Source organism: Alicyclobacillus fodiniaquatilis, from assembly GCF_042678105.1.
GTDB classification, from domain to species: Bacteria; Bacillota; Bacilli; order Alicyclobacillales; family Alicyclobacillaceae; genus Alicyclobacillus; species Alicyclobacillus fodiniaquatilis.
The window spans coordinates 124,883-143,590 of record NZ_JBHUCX010000092.1; the positions used below are offsets into that span (position 1 = coordinate 124,883).

The window sequence follows — 18,708 nt, forward strand, 5'->3', positions numbered from 1 at the left end:
TCGGCGCATCAGTTGAAACGTGCATGCGTCGGAAGACGCCCTGTCCCAGGCTGTAGGGCGTCTTCCCCAACGTCAGGCGTATACGCGCGCCTCCGCCACTTCCGCGCGCGCGCAACCGTTTGTCGACTCCATCAACACGCGCAAACGGTCCGTTTGCACAGCGGCCCATTCATCATGAACCCGCCTGCGCTGACGATTCCCCTGCACATGCGTCAGGGTTTTCCACATACCATCCACCATAGCCTCCACTCGATAGTCCTTTATCAATTCGGGAATGACATCAAACGGCGTTCGATGATGATGCAAATTGATAAGATCCTCATTCACATCGTCGTTAAAAATCAGATGTACTTGCGAAACTTGTATCGGTTCCACCCAAGTCAACTCCAGATATTCTTCCCGGTTTGCCACCATCTGTTCAGAACTCCACATATGAGGCCCACCATAAGGGCGGCGATATCCGTCGATGATCCGCTCTGGCGCAAAAGCCGCCGTATCGCCAGTCAGTTTCAAACACAGCGGTGTGCGCAGCAATTTGCGAGGATTCCATCTGACGACGGCCTGATGGCGCATATCGTCGCGATTGTGCGGATCTGGCGCTTCTTCGACAAAACACATGATCCCCGTCTGCGGCAAGTGTGATTGATACAGCGAGATAGCTGCATTTGCCTTGACAATGAGAAACCCATTTTGCGCTGTTTCCGGCGTCCACTGGATATCGACGGGCACCCACTGCCGTTCTCCCTGCCGGACAGCGACGGTCGCATTCGCCACCAATTGCTGCGGGACGTAATTCTCCGGTTTGCCAGTATCCCACAATTCCACTGTCACTGTCGTATCAGCAGTCGCATCCAGCAACAACTCGACGCCAGACAAGGCGGGATGAACTGGCAAAAGAATCCCCATGTTTACGTCCAACGGGATTGCCTCGTGCGCTTCCGTCACTTCAATGCGCTTCAAGTGACTGGACGCAGTAATCTGCGCTTGCCGAGCGAGATCGAGCGCGTCCTGGTTGCGTAAGCCGATGACGGAAGCATCCTGGCGCAGAAGCACTTGCTGTAGCTCTTCCATGTGCTGTGCCGCCACTTCGCGCGGCGCCGCTTGATGCGCTACACAGAGCGCCGCTCCAGTCCCAGCCGCCTCGCCAATCACAGCGCAGGTGGCCATGACGCGCGTGGTGCCAAACGCCACGTGCGACGCGCTGATATTCCGACCGGCGAACAACAGATTATCGACATTGACAGAATAAAGACTGCGAAATGGAATATGGTAGATGCCGTCCGGATGGAGATGTTTTGATCCCGACTCGGTCGCATACATACCTTGCGGCGGGTGGAGATCTATCGACCAGCCGCCAAAGCCAATCCGGTCTGCAAACGGCGTCTGCTGGATGATATCTTGCTGGCGGAGCACATAGTCGCCTATCAGCCGCCGATACTCTCGTTTGCCTGGGAGCGCGCCTATCCATTCCAACGTCATGGTGTCCGCGTCAAAGCGCCCGGAATTTTTGATATAGTCCCAGATGCCATAAATCACCGCCCAGAGTTCATCGCGGATGCGCTCATTTTCGTGCACCGTGTCTAGTTCGCCGCCCCACTCTATCCACCAATAGTGACAGCCGTTGTCTCCGCTGCGGATGACGCGCCGCAGCGGAATCGACGTCTTTGTGATGTCCTTCGCAAAAGCTGGCGGGATGTACTTGACAGGATGACCCGCATCTTTGGTGTAAAACAAAATCGTGCTGCCAAGCGTGACGTCGTCCGCAACTTGCGGCGCCCAAGCTTCATCAAATTCCTGCTGTGCCTCGCGGCCCACGCGATATTTTGCGTCAGCCAAAAAACCAATCAAGCCATCCCCCGTACAATCGAGATAGTATTGGCTCTCAAAGCGAATTCGCCGCTCGGAACCCATCATCCAACCAGTGACGGAGCGAATTGTGCGATGGTCCTCCGGACCGTCAGCTTCAATTTCGTGCACATCCGTGTTGAGAAACAACTGAATATTCTTTTCTCGTTGAACCGTCTCCAGCACAACCAAATCCCAATAATACGGATTTCCATCTGGATTGCGATATTGGTTCTCCACAAACATCTCGCCCATGATACCGGTTTCACGTGCGTAGCGATTTGTCCCATGCGCCGTTGCGCCGCAGACCCACACCCGTACTTCACTGCTCGAATTCCCGCCCAACACCGGACGATTCTGCACCAGCGCGACACGCTGGCCCAATCGAGCCGCCGAGACGGCTGCGCACACCCCGGCAAGCCCGCCGCCAATCACTGTGATCTCAGTTTGGACAACTTCAGTTCTCATATCAAGCCCCTCTTTATCACCGATAGCTTCAAGTGCTAAAGCGCATACAAGCAACACCCAGGTTCAGCTTACTGATACACGCCACGCTTTGCATGACCCAGATATAGATCCTTGAGCAACAGTTCATCCGCTTTTGGCACATAATTGCGAAACGGATCTTCATCAACACAGCCCAGCAACTGTTTTTGCAGCGGAGTGGCCGCGCGTAAAAGCTGTTCCGACGGCGCGCGGTAGTCAATCGGTTTCATCCAAAGATAACTATAGCCAAGAAAGAGCAGCCTTCTCGTGATGGAAGAACGATTCGGCGCCGCAGCATGCCATAAGTTTTGACCAAATACGAACACATCGCCAGGTTCACCCGTGATTTGCACTTCGTCGTGCACAGCAGCATTCACATCGACGTGCTCCGGTTGAAAAGGACGTCGATGACTCCCCGGAATCACTTTGGTGTTTCCACGATCCGGCTGTGACAAATCACTCAAGATATAACACGTTTTCACATAGTACAAAGGTGTAATGCCATTCATCGCTGGGAATTTTGGATGTGGTCCGTCTTGATGCCAATTGATGAAACTTTGCGTTCCCACCGCTTGTTCAGGTGTCGGATTTTGATGGCGAATGGTCAGATGGGATATGTGAAGTTGAATGTTAAACCCTAAAATATTGACCATGAGCGGCAAGATGGAGGGTTCATCCATCAAGCTGGCAATCTCCTGACTTCTCTCAACGCTGTTATAAATATTATACGATAGAGATTGCGGCTCGTGTTTGATGATTTCGTCGATGGCTTGATTCAAACGCTTTACTTTTTCTTTCGATAATACCTGTTTCAGCACTAGAAAACCCTGTTGCTGAAACTGTTGGACATGGGCCAACATCTCTTTTTCGAGCATGCGATTCGCCCTCCTCTACGAGACTGAAGCACTATTTTGTCATACCGAGTTTTTGAATCTGTTCCTGCGCTGACTGCAGATAAATCTTGTATTTGTACTGCGTCTGCAGCGTGTTGAGAAAAGCTTGGTATTGGCTCAATGGTTGCTTGCCGAAGATAAAGTTCGTGATTTCCTGCGTGATATAGGTGTTGGCATCATTCGCATTGTAATTCTGCGGCAAGTTGATAAACCCGTTTACGGTCTCAATCACAGGTTGATCCGCCGCAAACTTGATATATTGCGTGAGCGTGGAAAATTTGGTGTCCAGATACTGCTGCTCTGGGCGGCCCGTGAACTGATAAACAAAAAAATATCCGCCCTCTTCATCTAATTTTGGCAATGTGACAATCTTGCCATTCTCCATCTTGTAGTCGCGACCCGCCAATCCATAATCGACGAGATCGTTTCCTGCTGGCTTAGATACGTAGTTCAGCAAATCAAACACTTTGTTCAATTTTGCCGGATCCTTCGCCAATGACTTCGGAATGGCGTACATGCCAGAAGAAGAGTCTTTATCATACGTACCGTTGTATTGTCCGCCTGGTCCCTTTGGCGCAGGCAATTGAACCCACTGCGCATTTGAATTGACTTTTTTCCATTCCTGCTTGAAATTGTCCTTCATCACATTCGGCCAATCCATCCACATGATGCCATCTTTCCCCTCAAAAGCAGGCTCTTGGACCTGTGGCGCCCCGTCGTACGACATGATGGAAGGATCCACCACACCAGCTTGGACCATTGTGTGAATATAAGCGAGGGCTTTCGGCATATTTGGATCAAACAAAGCGTTAACGAGCTTGCCGTTCTTGATGTAGAAATCGCCAGGCATCCCCACACCAAAAGCGCCAAATATCGGCGCGAAGGCGCTCAACCCAACACCCGTAATGCCGTAGGTGTCCTTTTTCCCATTGCCGTCCGGATCATCATCTGTAAACGCTTTGGCCACATTGAACAATTGGCTTAATGTGGTCGGTTCCTGTAACCCCAACTTCTTCAACCAGTCTTTGCGAATCCAGTAAGTGCTGTAGTTCAGATTGGGCGCTTTCGATATGGCATACACTTGGCCGTTTAACTCGCCATCTTTGAGATTGTCGCCAATCAGCTTCGTCGTCGGGCCTAACTTTTTCAAATAGGGAGTGAGATCGAGCAACACGCCTTGTTTTTGCAGGGTCATCAACGTATTTTGATCCGGCACTTGAAACAAATCCGGAAAGTCGCCAGCTGCCATTTGTTCATTCAACTGATTCTCGTAATCGGTCGATTGTGAAAAATCGTTGAGTGTAATGTTTACGCCCAGCTTCTGATCTAACGTCTTCAAGATGATGTCCTGATCTGGCGATGGTAAAGACGTCGATTGGTTCTCCATGATGCGCAGCGAAACCACGCTGCTCTTTTGGCTGCTGTCCCCCGCTTTTGCGGAACCGCAGCCCGCCACAAGTCCGCTGGTCAACACAAGCGGTGTGACCAAAGCCCACGTTTTGCGCCATTTTCCCCCACTCAAATGCTTCATGACAATGTAACCCCCTTGATATATCATCCTTTGATGGAGCCAATGAGCATGCCTTTGGTAAAGTGCTTTTGCAAAAAAGGATAGACGACAATGATGGGTAGACTGGCGATGACCACCGCCGCCATCTGAATGGTCATGGTCGGCACAGTGGCATCCACATTTTCTATAGACTGCTGCGATTGTGTCAGAATGTTATCAATGACCACCTGCAGCGGATACAAATTTGTGTTGGTGATATACATTATCCCTTGAAAGTACTCGTTCCAATGGCCCACGCCATAAAACAACCCAATCGTCAACATCACTGGCACGGAAAGCGGAATGACAATCTGCCAAAGCATGCGGAATTCGCCTGATCCGTCCATTCGCGCTGCTTCAAACAGTTCGCCAGGCAAGTTTTCAAAAAAACTTTTCATCACGAGCACATTAAAACTCCAAATGGCGTTTGGGATGATCATCGCCCAGATGGTGTTGGTCAGCCCAGTGGCCCGCACGACCAGATACAAGGGAATGAGCCCACCGCTGAACAACAGCGTGAAAACCACCATGAACAAAAACAAACTCCGTCCTGGCAATTCCTTGCGACTTAGGGCATAGGACATCAATGTCGTCAGCACCATGTTGATCAGCGTGCCAAGCACCGTGATGGTGACGGTCACACCAAAGGCCCGCACGACGCCAGCGTATTTGAGCAGTTCCTGATAAGCGCTGAATGTGATGGAAGAAGGAATGAGCACATAACCGCCATTTTTCAGAATATCTGCGAACGGTGTGAGTGACGCAGAGGCCACAAATAACAAAGGGAATAGACAAATGGCCCCAACAACACCTAAAATCAGCACGACAACGCCGTTAAACACCCTGTCTTGCGTGGTTTTTACCAAATTCCTTCCCCCCATCTCCGCGCCAAACGGTTGCTGCCAAGCACCAGAATCAACCCAATGGCCGATTTAAACAGCCCTACTGCAGTAGCCAGACTGAAATTTAATTGCTGCAGACCTGTACGGAAAACCCATGTATCGATGATGTCCGCAACGGCATAGACTTGCGGATTATAGAGAATGTAGATCTGATCAAAGCCTGCATCCATGATGCTTCCCAAGCGCAGGATGAACAGCAAAACGATGACCGAGCGAATTCCAGGCAATGTGATGTGCCAGATGACGCGCAGGCGACTCGCGCCATCCACCCGCGCCGCCTCGTAAATCGCCGGATCAATACTCGCCATGGCAGCCAGATACATGATGGCGCCCCAGCCCATGCTCTGCCAGATGTCTGACGACACGAGCAGTCCGCGAAACCAATGCGTCGACGTCATAAAGGGAATGGACTGGCCACCTAGTTCAACCAACCAATGATTGAGCAGTCCCGAACTCTGTGACAGAAAGGCAATCAAGATGCCGTAGATGATCACCCACGATAAAAAATGCGGCATATAAGTGAGACTCTGCACCAAACGCTTGTACCAGCCAATCGTGCACTCGTGAATCAACAAGGCTAAGATCAACGGCGGCACCATGCCAAAAACCAACTTATACAGGCTGATGAGAAGCGTGTTGCGCATCAGTTCGGCAAAGTACGGCGATTGAAAAAATTGGACAAAATCCCCATACCATGGATGTGCCCAAGGGCTGCCAAAAATACCGTCTAAGATGCTGTAATCTTTAAACGCGATGACAATGCCAGCCATAGGGATGTATTTGTAAATGATGTACCAGATCACCCCAGGCAACAACATCAGGTAAAATGCGCGAAAACGCCACAAGCGTCTGGTGAGGGCGCTTACTTTGCGCTGCTGAAGCAAGTTGGTGCCAACGGTAACGGATGCAGACATGCCGTGTTCACTTTTTGCCATTTTATTCACCTCCTTTCTTTATCAAAAATCATACTTGCACCATAGCTGTCCGCATATTCAGATATCTTGCGTTTATGTGCACAATCTTGTGAACCTGCCTGCTGAGCCAAGACGCATTTGGGCATAGTGTGTATATTAAAATTGTCCAAAGGCCAAAGAAAATATGAATGGAAAGAAGTTTGCATATTGCAGCAAAAAAGATGTTTTATGGGGGTCATGTGTATGCAATCACTGCGGGTGCTTGTGGTCGAAGACGAGCAGCCATTGCTACAAGAATTATCCGAGTTGCCTTGGGAATCATTTGGGGCCTCACTGTGTGGCACCGCGTCCAATGGCTTGGATGCGTGGTGTCACTTTGACGCGCCACAGATTCCAGATGTCGTTTTGACCGATATCACTATGCCCATCATGGATGGCATTGAATTGATGCATAAAATCAAACAAAAATATCCTCATGTCCAAGTGGTTCTACTCACATGTCATCTTGATTTTCACTATGCGCAAGAGGCCATCCAAGCTGGCGCACTCGACTATCTCATCAAAATCTCGCTTTGCGATAAAGAGATTGAGCAAGTGCTCGATAAAGCGCGAAAAACCTTGCTGCGGGAACGGGCACATACCCGTCTGTTATGGGAAAAGGAACTCCATCAACTACAATCCGCGCGCTTGAGTGGCGCGCTGCAAGAAATGCAATTGGAAACAAAAGGGAAAATAGAAGCGCATTTGCCCGCTATGCCTTGTTACATCATGTTGCACTTACCCCACGCAAGCATGCAAATGGCCGAACCATTTGTAAGCGATTTCTTTTTTGAAGAAATCCAACGTACAGACCTTTCGATAGATGTATTTTTGATGCGTAAAAACGAATATCTTCTGCTAACAAGAGATAAAGAGATCAATATACATGCGACAGAGCATCCTATTTTTCACTTGCTGCAACGCCTACAGGCAGCCATCACGGTTGAGATACCACACATCTGCAGCTTCAGCGTGCTCGGATCGCGACTTGAAACCGCATTTGATCTGGTACAATTCATGCAATGTATCCCGGAGTTGCAACGCGCGCTTTTCTACACAGATGAGTGGCAGCATACGGTGCAACATCAGGCCATTTTATCAGGGATGCCACAGGCAGCCCATCCAATCGAGCAACAAGATCTCCTTCATATCGAGACAAAAAAACAAAAAAATTGCACACACGTAGGTGGAATCAAACACTTTTTGCAGCATGAATTTACTGAATGGGCACGTTCCGACGAGTTTGATGTCTCACAAGTGAAGCAAATGCTCGTGACCTGGGTCACAGAATGGCAACGAGATTTCCATCTCTTCGCTCACTTAGAAGCAATCATCGAAGACATTCTCGCCTCTATCAAATTAATGGATGCCGTTCGCATGATAAATGACAATATATCCATGGATGACCTGCAAAGTATCGGCGGTCATATTGAAGTGCGTCATGCCCAAAGGATCATTCTTGAAAATTTGGCGAGCAATCTTACATTGGAATTTGTCGCCGCAAAAGTCAGTTTGAGTCCAACCTATTTGAGCCGTATCTTCAGGCAAGAAACAGGAGAAACGTTCAACGGATATATGACCAGATGCAGAATTGAAAGCGCTATGAAATTGCTGCGCACAACCAATCTGATGGTGTATGAGGTTGCTGTCGCGGTCGGCATCCCCAACTATCGCTATTTCTCACGCGTATTCCGGCAGTGGACAGGTAGCACACCGAAGGAATACAAGAGAGGACTGGCCAAACAATGCGCTTACAATGGGTAAAGGGATGGAAACTGGCCACCAAACAATTCATCACGCTCGTCTTGATCTCACTCGTTTTGTTTGTCCCATTGACAACGCTGGATACGCATGTCATGGGTTTGATCTTCGAGGATCAACTCAACAGCGATTTGCAAGTGTTCATTCATCAAACCAATCAGTATATTGACTCCTACGTATCCAATGTTGAAGACATTCTTCTCCTTTTGTCGTCTAGAAAAGATTTATTGCAGAACCACAATCAAATCCAAGTCGAGGAAACGCTTGAGCAATATTGCGCATTAGATAACGGCATCATCCAGACCATTTACCTGGTCAAAAAAGACGGCACGGTGTACGCCAGCAATCAAGTTGCTTATGCGACCATTGGCAATCCATATTTAGCGAAACTATGTCGCCTGGCAAAGCAAAATTATGGGGCCATCAATTCGAGTTCACCGTACCAATCGCCGATATCCGGAAAAACGATTGCATTCGTACGTCCCATTACCGACAACAGTGGCAACGCCTTAGGGACAGCCATTGTCGAGATCGACTTAGCACAATTGAACAACAGTCTATCCAATGTTTTATATGGGAAATATGAAAATTTCGTACTCCTGACAGGTGACGAAAAATTGATCACCTATGACTCCCCCAGCACATTGTCATCTCTGGAGGCCTCCACATTTCCCCCGCGGCTGAACCAAGCTTTTTTAAAGATGCTGACGACTTTGCCAAACAGCTTGACAAGTGTGCAATTAAAAGGTCAATCGCTGATGATCATTAAATCGAACACGAATTACCTCGGTTGGAACATTATATCTTTGGTCGACAAAAATGTATTTTATCAAGATATGATCCGGATGTACCATTATTATTGGATCATCGGTGTCATTTGGTTTGCTGTGCTTTGTTTGATTGTCTACTTTTTCAGCAGAAATTTTAGCAAACCCATCCGCCGACTTGCGGCCACAATGGATGAAATCCAAGCGTTGACCAACCCCAGTTTTGTGTCGACGGATCGGACGGATGAAATTGGCCGTCTGGCGCTGAGCTACAATCGAATGCTCAAGCGCATTCAAGACTTGCTCACCACCAATGGAGAACTGGAGGCGCGCAAAAAAGATTACGAGTTAAAAATGCTGCAGAGTCAGATTGGCCCACATTTTCTTTACAACACGCTTGCTTGTATCAGCAGTTTGGCAAAACAAGGTGAAACCGAAAAAGTGCGTGAAACCATTCACTCCTTGGTGGGCCTGATCTCGATGAGCTTTGACAAAGTGTCGCCTTTCATCACATTGGCAAAAGAAATTCAAGCTTTACAGATGTTTGCACAAATCCAGCAGGTCAGATACGGTTCGTGCTTTTCACTCAACATCGACATCCCCGAGGACATCTTGGACAGCAAGGTGCCCAAGTTGACGCTGCAACCACTTGTGGAGAATGCCATCTTCCATGGCATTCTCCCAAACCAACAACACGGCACCATCTGGATACGCGGTCACATTCTGCGCGACAAGCTGATGCTGTACGTCTTCGACAATGGTGTCGGCATGCACGAAGCGCAAGTGAGTCAACTGTTCGCCAATACGGAAAGGCACATCAAGAAACGAGGACTGAACAAAATCGGTGTAAAAAATGTCCATGAACGGATCCAAATCTACTTCGGTGAACACCATCATCTGAGGATAAAAAGCAGATGGGGAACAGGCACGGTGGCGCGGATCTGCCTCCCTGTGCAGACATGCGATACGGGCAACGCGCCCGAATGATTCATTTGAGAGACGCCACAATGCCACCCTCTTTTACTCGGTTAAAACATGGTGCACTGGCGCCGCCGATGAATCTGGTTGCTTTTTTGATTGCTTCGCTTCATACATGGCGGAATCAGATCTTGCAAGAACGGCAGACGCGTCCCCTCTGACATCAATCCACGCCCAACCGAAACTCGCCTGTATATCCATTTTCTCATCCCGCGATGATATAGAAAATCCTTTCAGTTGATTTTCAAACCTTTTGACGAAATGCTCACCATGCTGTTTTTGAGCACCAGGGAAAATGATGACAAATTCGTCTCCACCCATGCGCACGACGATGTCTTCTTTGCGGCATAATTTTTTCAACTGTTTGACAAACAGCGCCAAGGCCTCATCCCCCGTCGGATGGCCCAAATTGTCGTTCACCTGCTTAAAATTGTCGATATCGCAATAGAGCACACCGACTTGTGCAGTCTGGCGTACCTTTTGTAGGAACGATTCTCCGTAATGTCTGGTATAGGCGCCTGTCAAGCTGTCAACATTCAATTGGCGCTGCGTTTCCTTGATTTCAATCCGAAGTTCAAACCATATTATCAGATAAAAGGCCAGCCCCGAAATCCAGCTTAGCGGGAATGGCACTTTCCTCGTCATTGCAATGAAGGTATCGTTTATATAGCAATAGAATAAAAGCAGTAAAACACAGGCGTATATGTGATATCTGATTGGACTTTTGCGAAAAAATTGGGCAATGAAAATCACCATCAGACTGACCATAATCAGCAGATCGCCAAACTGAATCAGTATGATGAGCAGATTTTCATGTACGGGTACGATCCAATAGCCATCCGCATTCTTGCGCAACGCGAACCATTGCTGTGGCGCCGCAAGAGACGCGATGAAAACTACCAACCCGCACAACCACAAGATAATGAAATATTTGGATTGATGCTGCCTGAACAAGGCGAGCATGGTCTCAAGCGTCGCAATGGCCATCAGCAGAAGCAGTGGAGCGACAAATCGAAAGCAATGACTCGCCATGGATGAATGGTTCGCATTCAATTGCACCGCATATGCGGCCGTGAATACGCCGCCAATGAAAGTGAGCCTGGAAGCGGGTTTAGAGACAATCTCCCAGCGATTGCGCCTGTAATTGAGCAACAACAAGCACGAGACAAGCCAGGTGATCGACAATACACAGAGCGGAATGGATGCAACATGAACAGTAAGTAGCATGTCTTACTCTCCTTGGATACTTGTGAAAACCAACCATCGTTCGTGTATCAAGACACTGTTTTATTGCCTGGAAAGCGTTCCTTTATCGGATGAGCGCATCAGTGTAAACATCCGAAGCACTGTGTCCGTCAAAAGCACGAACGCCACAAGTCCAATCGGGAGCCAGATGGCCTCAAATGCAAAGTGAAGCTCAAATACACCACATATTCCGGCGCCGACGCCATAGAAGACGATAACCGAGATCCACATCAGAATAGAGGTCACAGATGCCGTGTTTCCATTGCGTTTGTTTGGTTCATCCCCGTGATTCTGCAGTTGCGTTTTGTCTCCCGCTTTCCAAACCAAGGTTTCCACAAGTCCAGTCAAAGTGCTCGTAATCACTGTTGTTGTCACTGCATTGACGCCAATTCTCCTCGCCGCGACACCTTGTACGCCCATGGCGAAGGACAAAATCAAGATCAAGAGGCCGTTTAAATGGAGCAAGGCAGACGGCGGGAGAATGTAAATCAGCACAACGAACAACACAAGCGCGGCCAACTCCATGCACAGCGTTGCAGTGACAATCCCGCTCCAGCCGCTGTTCTGACGCCGACGAATGAGTATTGCGGCGCCAACCGCCGCCCCGAGCATGAATCCAAGCAACGCCACAGCATAGCGCATGACCGACAACCCATCGGCGTGTGACAGAGATAAGCCGAATAGCACAGTATTTCCGGTCATAGCTGCCGTAAACACCTGTCCAAGCGCGAGAAAGCTAATGGCGTCTACACATCCCGACGTCATGGTGAGCATGACGAGAAAAATATTCCGAGCAGTTGGATTTAACAACATGAAAACCCCTTTAGTTCTGAAATAAACTTTGTCTAGAGCGTGATCGATAGAAAATGTAATCTACACTGAAAATAAAGTCGGTAGTTTGGTGCCGCGCCATCCGCGATGCATCACACATAGAATCTACTCGACACCTGATAAACAAATCTCTGATTCCACCCACCCCAAATATCGTCTAATGCGCGCTTCTGGGTTGTGCCGCAACGCTTCAATGTCCAAACGTTTGGGTATTTTTCCCGCCATGTAGAATATACGCAACGCCGTGCCAAGGTGGGCTTCTTCTTCAACTGCGCGGCGATGTTCATGCACCGACGCTTATCTTCGTCAGTTAGAACGTCAAATGCCAGTAGACTGTATAAGGGCGCTTCAACAATGTATTGTAAGTCATATTGCGGTCGATTCCATCCAGCCCAATTTGATGAAACTTTGGCACTGATGAGATCCGCACTGTCGTGCAAACACCGCATGATATGGCCGAGTGTCCGATAGTGAGATGCTGTAGGATGAAGAATGGTTTCTCCACTGACAAACTCGCTGACCACGTACAGAATATTCTCTGTGGAAGTATGGCAACAGGAGACTGCATCGCCCGCTTTGTTCCTTACAATGCGCGGCACATGCATGAAAGTGTGAAGCATATCGACCCACGCTACTTCTGAACGAACCTGCTCCCCCGTGTATCTTCCTGGTCGATAGCGGCGAAGCGCGTATTTCATATGTACGGTATCCACGACATATGTTTCATTTTCCCCAGCGTGCAATAAGTCGAAGGTTGTATCCGCACGCCATCCATATGCTTCCAGTAGACATTGCCGTTCATATTTGTTCACATCATTCTTCTCCTAATTTTACTCGTTTACTTTACATGTGAAAATGATCAGCAAATTTTGGAACGCATCGGAAGAAAAATCCCGCGCCTGGCAATTTCCCAACACATTCTTTTGACACGTAAGGCATCGGTATTTAGAAACACCAAGTTTAAATAGTAAGTTCAAGACGAAATATGCACAAGTGGCAAATCAAATGATACACCTTGTAGTGGCTGAAGAAATGATAAATGGAGGGGATATGTGCTTGCAATGGCGCACGCCGACTAGCAAAACTGGACGTAGGCGCATTTACATCGCGTACGTCCTTACAGGCGACAAGCATATGTGATTCGATCACGCCTTTTTCCAAGTAAATCAAGTACGCAGGCGATTGCCCGTCAATCTACATCAAGTAAAAACCTCGCTGCAGGTGACAGTCGGTCATCAGTGGACTTACGCAACCATTCACGCTGGTCATATTGTTGTGGCAATTCGCGTGCGATAAAACTTGGGTGCAACACCCTCCGCGTTTTATCTGTCTGATTGAGCGTTCCACCGTGCCACATATGGAAATTATAGGCGAATACTGTTCCTGCTTTAGCGATAACAAGCTTTTCATCTGGGTGTGGCGCATTTGGGTCTGCAACATAATCTGCCGGCGCGCCTGCTAGATTGTGTGTTGCTGGCACAAAACGAGTTGCTCCATTTTCTGGTGTGAAATCATCCAAGAGCCAAATGGTGTTAATCCCCACATTGGGTGCACCTGGTTCCCTCCGCCCCGCATCGGCATGCAACGCTTGATGACCTTGACCAGGTAACGCATCGCGCCCATTGATGGAATTGACTTTGAAGTCCCGCCCAATCACATGCTGAGCGATGGCAAGCATTTTCGGATGTTGCCAGCATAGATCAAAGACTTCTCCTTTGTTGATCAAATCTGAGAGTCTGCGCGTCCCTGCTTCTTGACCAAACTCCTTGCCAGCATTCTGGCCTTCTTTTTGCATCAGTTCCTCATATTTGTCTTGCAATGCAATCAGATGCTTTTTCTCAATGAAATCATGAAGCACCAAATAGCCTTGTTCATCCAGTTGCCTCTTCTCATCCTCATTGAGCAATTCGTCGGTGACACCCAAATCTGCAAGTGCATTCTGCATGTTCATGACTTGGTTGGCCATGCGCATAAACTCCTTCCACACTATCGTTGATAGATATTGTATCGGGTCTTTTTTGGCTGATGAATTCGATTTCTTGCTCAAACGATATGCATTCTTGCTCTACTTCAGACAAACTTCTGCTATATTGGTGCCTTACCATATGATTAAATATCCAGCAGCCTTCAACTTGGTGAGGTGAAATGAATTTGTCGGGAACATTATTTGCAAATCACACATTGCCGCGTCTGCACTATGCAAGTTCCCTGCATTGGAATGCAGGAGAAAAATACAATCGTTCCTTGCACAATCATCCAGATTGGGTGGAATTCCTTTTGATTACAAAAGGCACGGGAACATGTGTTGTACGGGGAGAATCGTACCATTTTGAGCCTGGCTGTCTAGTGGTGTACAACCGAGGGGAATGGCATGAAGAGTACACAGACGCCAGTCGTCCTCGTGAAATACTCTGCTTTGCCTGTTCAAACCTATATATTCAAGGACTGCCACCCGGCACTTTCCTATCGCCACACGTGCCGCTCGTCTTGCCGATTGGATCACATTTTGAGATAGTAAAACAGCGATTCCACACCATGCTCGCTGAAGCACATAAAGAAAGCCCTCAAGCGACACAAATTGCTGATTATATGTTGGCCATCGTCCTAACTGAACTTGCTGGCGCAATTGATCAGACACCCATCCATCCGCAAATATCCAAATCAATTCGCGCTGTTGCTCAAGCCCAGCACTACATCCATAGTCACTACGCCGAAGACATTACACTTAGAGAGCTGTCGCGCACAACTTTCTTGTCGCCGTTTCACTTATCCAGGATTTTCAAATCCCAAACTGGGTACAGTCCGATACAATATCTCATCCATTATCGAATGGAAGTCGCCAAACGCTATCTGCTCACGACAAGCGATACAATCGATGAAATTGCGCATCGCGTTGGATACACAAGTTCCCCTCACTTCCAAAATACGTTTCGAAAATTTACAGGGATGACAGCTGGTCAATATCGCAAATGCGGAAAACTCCACACAATGAAGCAATAGGTATCATTTCCTGCTGATGCGGGTTTTCCTGATTTTTATGTCAGGTCTCGCTTTAACGCTTCCACCTCGTCGATAGGCAACTGTGTGCATTTCACGACAAAATCAACAGCCGCCCCCTCGCGCAACATCCGACGAGCCGTGTCCATCTTTTCCTGTTGGCGACCATCATTATAGATCTCCTGCGCCATCTCTGACATCTTTATCAACTCCTTTTTCATGCGTAACCACTCCGCTTCACTCAGCACGCGCTGCCTCGATCGACTGACATTTTCATGATTCTGCTGGTGCGGGACGCATCACGCATGGCGGTCTATCCGCAAACATCAGGCAAAAATATGCTTGCGAATTGGCTAAACAGATTGATACAGTAACGGTGATCATTGTTTTGATGGTTTCTGTCCCGAAAATAAAGTCGGTACCGTGGTGCCACGCCATTCCGCCCTCGGTTTACCGAGATTTCGGTGCCGAATCCCTACATACGGTCTATTGAGATTATGTCGCTCATAGTAAACAATGAGGTATAAGATGTAGGAAGAAGCGCATGATGTCCCAGCACCAAGAAATCAGGCGCTTCACTGTAAGTCGGGAAATCAGGATGGCATGCTGCAAAGCTGCTGACGATTCGGATGATGAAAGGGTGAATGTCGTGCGCAAAGTGAAAATTGGTGTCATTGGCGCAGGCGTAATCAGCAACAACTACTTGAAAAATTGTACAAGCAAGCACAGCAACATATTGGAAGTCAAAGCCATCGCCGACGCGGTGCCAGCGAATGCCGAAAAACGGGCGCAAGAGTACAATATTCCACACGTCTATACAGTGGATGAACTCCTTGCCGATCCCGACATTGAGATCGTACTCAACTTAACTGCGCCAGTTGCACATGCGCCGCTCAACTTGAAAGCGCTTCAAGCGGGGAAACACGTCTACACAGAAAAACCTTTTGCGCTGTCTCGCGAAGATGCTGACGAAGTCTTGGCACTTGCGGAATCAAAGGGTCTCCTTGTCGGTTGCGCGCCTGACACATTTCTCGGCGCGGGCATCCAAACCTGTATTAAACTCATCGACGACGGCTGGATTGGCAAGCCCTACGCTGCAAACGGCACCATCATCATGGGCCACGCCGCGAATGGCACACATCCCAATTTTCAAAATTTCTTGAAACTCGGTGGCGATCCGCTGATGGACATGGGTCCATATTACTTGACAGCGCTCATTGCCATGCTTGGCCCCGTGCGCCGCGTGACGGGTTCGGCGCAGCAACTGTATCAAGAAGTGAACATCACCAACCCGAATTCATCCGCTTACGGCAAAGCGGTTCCCGTGGAAGCACCGACCAATGTCGCCGCCGTCCTCGATTTCCAAAGTGGTGTTGTGGCAAATCTACAAGCGGCCAAGGAAAGCTTTGGCTATTTACCCCGACTTGAGATATACGGGACACGGGGCAATCTCACTGTGCCAGATCCCAATATGTTCGGGGGACCAGTCACTATCCAATTCCTGAACGGGGAGAAAAAAGAGATCCCGCATACGCATCCCTACGCCGAAGAGGGTCGCGGCATGGGCATTGCCGACATGGCCTACGCCATACAACTCAGCAGACCAAACCGCGCCAATGGACGCCTCGCCAGTCATGTTTTGGATATTTCACTTAGCATCTTCGAAGCGTCGCAAACGGAAAAGCACGTCCATTTGCGCTCCACCGTCGAACGCCCTGCTCCACTGCCCCTCGGGCTGCAGTACAACCTGCTGGACGCCTAACACGGACGAGTGATGAAAGGAATGGTGAGGACGTTGAAAAAATTCCCAGTAGCTGTTCAACCGTACACAATTCGCGAGGCACTCGCCAAAGATTACGCAGGCGCCTTGGAACAGGTCGCTGAAATTGGCTATCAAGGCATTGAATTGGGCTTGCCGCCAGCAGGCATGTCAATTCCCCAACAGAAAGAGCTTTTGGACCGCTTAGGATTGAAGGTGGTCGGCACGCACGCAGGTTTTGACACATTGGACTTTGACACGGATGTCATTGCCGATTATCTCGAAGCAGTTGATGGAGGAAAGTTCGTCACCATTTCTCTCCGCTTCGAATCACGGGAGGACGTGTTGCGCAAAGCGGCGAAGATGAACCAAATCGGTGAAAAATTTCGTCAGCGCGGCCTACAGTTTCTGTATCACAACCACAATTGGGAATTTGTGAAGTTTGACGGCGAATACGCACTGGATATCCTGTTGCGCGAAACCGATTCAAATTTGGTGAAAACAGAGCTGGATACTTACTGGATCCAAAAGGGCGGCGAGGATCCAGTAGCATACCTGAGCAAATTGAAAAATCGGGCGCCGATGCTGCATATCAAAGACATGGAAGCAGGAGATGAACAAGCGTTTGCCGAGATCGGCAAAGGCGTACTTGACTTCCAGGCCATCGCCCAAGTCGCCGAGGAAATTGGCGTTGAATGGCTGGTCGTCGAACAGGACGAATGTCGTGTTGACCCATTCCAGAGTTTGAAAATCAGCTATGACAATTTGAAAAAGCTCGACTTGATGGCATAAACAGCGTACATGCTGCTTTTCCCGCATACGACATTCGAAATCAAAAGAAAAGAGGAATTTCATGTTTCCGTTTAAACTGTCACTGAACGCCTCCACACTGTTGCCGTTCAAACTGGACATCACAGAGCAAATTCGCATCGCCGCTGCGGCTGGCTACGAAGGCATTGAAATTTGGGTGCGGGATCTCGACGCCTATTTGGAAAACGGAGGAACGCTAAAAGAGCTTCGCGATCACATCGAACAGACAGGCATCCAAGTGGTCAACGCGATTGCCTTTTGGAAATGGTCCGATGCCAATGAAACCGAACGCAGCCAAGGTTTTGAACAGGCAAAAAGAGAGTTGGAACAGTTGGCGCAAATCGGTTGTGCCGCTGCCGCCGCACCGCCATTCGGCAATGTGGACGGCGTTTCACTGGACGATATGGCCAGCCAATTCGCCAAATTGACCGAGTTAGCGCGCGACATCGGTGTAGAGCCATTGCTCGAATTCTGGGGACGCGCCAACCAACTTTCCCGTCTGAGTGATGCAGTGTATGTGGCAATGGAAAGTGGTGTCGCCGACGCCAAAATCCTGTTGGATCCTTTCCACATGTACACGGGAGGCAGCAAATTGTCTGGGCTTTCTTATCTCAATGGTGATCGCATCGGCATGGTACACGTCAACGACTATCCAGAAACGCCCAGCCGTGAAACCATTGCAGACAAGGATAGAGTATTCCCTGGCGAGGGGATCCTTCCTTCCAACCAGTTTGCACAGAAGCTATGGGACATTGGCTATCGCGGCTACTTGTCGCTGGAATTGTTTATCGAGGATTTTCAAGGCAAAACTGCGCTGGATGTCGCTAAACAAGGCGTTACTGCCATTCAAAAGGCGTACTCCATCGACGGCTGATATCTTTTTTTACACACTAAAAATGGCGTGTCAATGGACACGCCATTTTTAGTGATCC

16 protein-coding genes are annotated in these 18,708 nt (G+C 48.8%); 6 read left to right on the forward strand and 10 right to left on the reverse strand.

Annotated elements, in window-relative coordinates:
* Nucleotides 1–72 precede the first annotated feature (72 nt).
* The 5 genes from ACFSB2_RS22030 to ACFSB2_RS22050 all read right to left on the reverse strand — a co-directional run bounded on the left by ACFSB2_RS22030 (nt 73) and on the right by ACFSB2_RS22050 (nt 6,493).
* A complete protein-coding gene (locus ACFSB2_RS22030) occupies nt 73–2,313 on the reverse strand; it encodes an FAD-dependent oxidoreductase (RefSeq protein ID WP_377945257.1) in 2,241 nt (746 codons plus the stop codon).
* A gap of 68 nt (nt 2,314–2,381) precedes the next feature.
* A complete protein-coding gene (locus tag ACFSB2_RS22035) occupies nt 2,382–3,206 on the reverse strand; it encodes a phytanoyl-CoA dioxygenase family protein (RefSeq protein ID WP_377945258.1) in 825 nt (274 codons plus the stop codon).
* A 31-nt stretch (nt 3,207–3,237) separates the two neighbouring features.
* Nucleotides 3,238–4,755: an extracellular solute-binding protein gene (locus ACFSB2_RS22040; RefSeq protein WP_377945259.1), complete on the reverse strand. Its 1,518-nt coding sequence runs from the start codon at nt 4,753–4,755 to the stop codon at nt 3,238–3,240.
* 23 nt (nt 4,756–4,778) lie between these two features.
* Complete coding sequence (locus ACFSB2_RS22045) at nt 4,779–5,639, reverse strand: carbohydrate ABC transporter permease (RefSeq protein WP_377945260.1); 861 nt, start codon at nt 5,637–5,639, stop codon at nt 4,779–4,781.
* Nucleotides 5,633–6,493, reverse strand: coding sequence for an ABC transporter permease (locus ACFSB2_RS22050; RefSeq protein ID WP_377945458.1), 861 nt, complete (start codon nt 6,491–6,493; stop codon nt 5,633–5,635). The genes ACFSB2_RS22045 and ACFSB2_RS22050 overlap by 7 nt, the downstream gene beginning before the upstream one ends.
* 339 nt (nt 6,494–6,832) lie before the next feature.
* Between ACFSB2_RS22050 and ACFSB2_RS22055 the strand changes: the two genes are divergently transcribed.
* The gene (locus ACFSB2_RS22055) at nt 6,833–8,392 is read left to right on the forward strand and encodes a helix-turn-helix domain-containing protein (RefSeq protein ID WP_377945261.1); all 1,560 of its coding nucleotides are present in this window, start codon (nt 6,833–6,835) and stop codon (nt 8,390–8,392) included.
* Nucleotides 8,374–10,143 carry a cache domain-containing sensor histidine kinase gene (locus ACFSB2_RS22060; protein WP_377945262.1) on the forward strand — a complete coding sequence of 590 codons (1,770 nt, stop codon included), beginning with the start codon at nt 8,374–8,376 and terminating at the stop codon, nt 10,141–10,143. The genes ACFSB2_RS22055 and ACFSB2_RS22060 overlap by 19 nt, the downstream gene beginning before the upstream one ends.
* Nucleotides 10,144–10,176: 33 nt before the next feature.
* Here the strand turns inward: ACFSB2_RS22060 and ACFSB2_RS22065 are convergent, their stop codons facing one another.
* The 4 genes from ACFSB2_RS22065 to ACFSB2_RS22080 all read right to left on the reverse strand — a co-directional run bounded on the left by ACFSB2_RS22065 (nt 10,177) and on the right by ACFSB2_RS22080 (nt 14,176).
* Nucleotides 10,177–11,361 carry a GGDEF domain-containing protein gene (locus ACFSB2_RS22065; protein ID WP_377945263.1) on the reverse strand — a complete coding sequence of 395 codons (1,185 nt, stop codon included), beginning with the start codon at nt 11,359–11,361 and terminating at the stop codon, nt 10,177–10,179.
* 60 nt (nt 11,362–11,421) lie between these two features.
* Nucleotides 11,422–12,189: a YoaK family protein gene (locus ACFSB2_RS22070; RefSeq protein ID WP_377945264.1), complete on the reverse strand. Its 768-nt coding sequence runs from the start codon at nt 12,187–12,189 to the stop codon at nt 11,422–11,424.
* 113 nt (nt 12,190–12,302) lie between these two features.
* Nucleotides 12,303–13,022 carry a phosphotransferase enzyme family protein gene (locus tag ACFSB2_RS22075; RefSeq protein WP_377945265.1) on the reverse strand — a complete coding sequence of 240 codons (720 nt, stop codon included), beginning with the start codon at nt 13,020–13,022 and terminating at the stop codon, nt 12,303–12,305.
* Nucleotides 13,023–13,399: 377 nt separating this feature from the next.
* On the reverse strand, nt 13,400–14,176 hold the full coding sequence (locus ACFSB2_RS22080; RefSeq protein ID WP_377945266.1) for a phytanoyl-CoA dioxygenase family protein: 777 nt from the start codon (nt 14,174–14,176) through the stop codon (nt 13,400–13,402).
* Between the two features lie 185 nt (nt 14,177–14,361).
* Between ACFSB2_RS22080 and ACFSB2_RS22085 the strand changes: the two genes are divergently transcribed.
* A complete protein-coding gene (locus tag ACFSB2_RS22085; RefSeq protein WP_377945267.1) occupies nt 14,362–15,210 on the forward strand; it encodes a helix-turn-helix domain-containing protein in 849 nt (282 codons plus the stop codon).
* A gap of 35 nt (nt 15,211–15,245) precedes the next feature.
* Here the strand turns inward: ACFSB2_RS22085 and ACFSB2_RS22090 are convergent, their stop codons facing one another.
* Nucleotides 15,246–15,428 (reverse strand): hypothetical protein, encoded by a 183-nt coding sequence (locus ACFSB2_RS22090; protein ID WP_377945268.1) that lies wholly within the window; start codon nt 15,426–15,428, stop codon nt 15,246–15,248.
* 326 nt (nt 15,429–15,754) lie between these two features.
* On the opposite strand from ACFSB2_RS22090, the gene ACFSB2_RS22095 reads away from it, so the two are divergent.
* From ACFSB2_RS22095 to ACFSB2_RS22105, 3 genes are all read left to right on the forward strand, one after another.
* Nucleotides 15,755–16,969 carry a Gfo/Idh/MocA family protein gene (locus tag ACFSB2_RS22095; protein ID WP_377945269.1) on the forward strand — a complete coding sequence of 405 codons (1,215 nt, stop codon included), beginning with the start codon at nt 15,755–15,757 and terminating at the stop codon, nt 16,967–16,969.
* Nucleotides 16,970–17,002: 33 nt separating this feature from the next.
* Entirely contained in the window at nt 17,003–17,758 is a 756-nt protein-coding gene (locus tag ACFSB2_RS22100) for a sugar phosphate isomerase/epimerase family protein (RefSeq protein ID WP_377945270.1), read from the forward strand.
* A 61-nt stretch (nt 17,759–17,819) separates the two neighbouring features.
* The gene (locus ACFSB2_RS22105) at nt 17,820–18,650 is read left to right on the forward strand and encodes a sugar phosphate isomerase/epimerase family protein (RefSeq protein ID WP_377945271.1); all 831 of its coding nucleotides are present in this window, start codon (nt 17,820–17,822) and stop codon (nt 18,648–18,650) included.
* Nucleotides 18,651–18,708: the final 58 nt, after the last annotated feature.